1 rRNA gene is annotated in these 205 nt (G+C 50.7%); it reads right to left on the bottom strand.

From position 1 onward, the window contains the following. Positions 1-205, bottom strand: a 23S ribosomal RNA gene (locus tag KJQ99_RS11580); the annotation flags it as partial.

The following is a 205-nucleotide window of genomic DNA, read 5'->3' as shown; positions in this document are numbered from 1 at the left end:
AGGAATTTCGCTACCTTAGGACCGTTATAGTTACGGCCGCCGTTTACTCGGGCTTCGATCAAGAGCTTCGCATTGCTGCTGACCCCATCAATTAACCTTCGAGCACCGGGCAGGCGTCACACCCTATCCATCCACTTACGTGTTAGCAGAGTGCTGTGTTTTTGGTAAACAGTCGGGAGGGACTCTTTGTTGTAAGTTTCCTTGC

This window comes from Campylobacter sp. 2018MI13 (assembly GCF_018501135.1).
Lineage (GTDB): Bacteria > Campylobacterota > Campylobacteria > Campylobacterales > Campylobacteraceae > Campylobacter_E.
The sequence above is the reverse complement of the archived record's forward strand: the minus strand, read 5'-3'. Positions and strand labels throughout refer to the sequence as shown.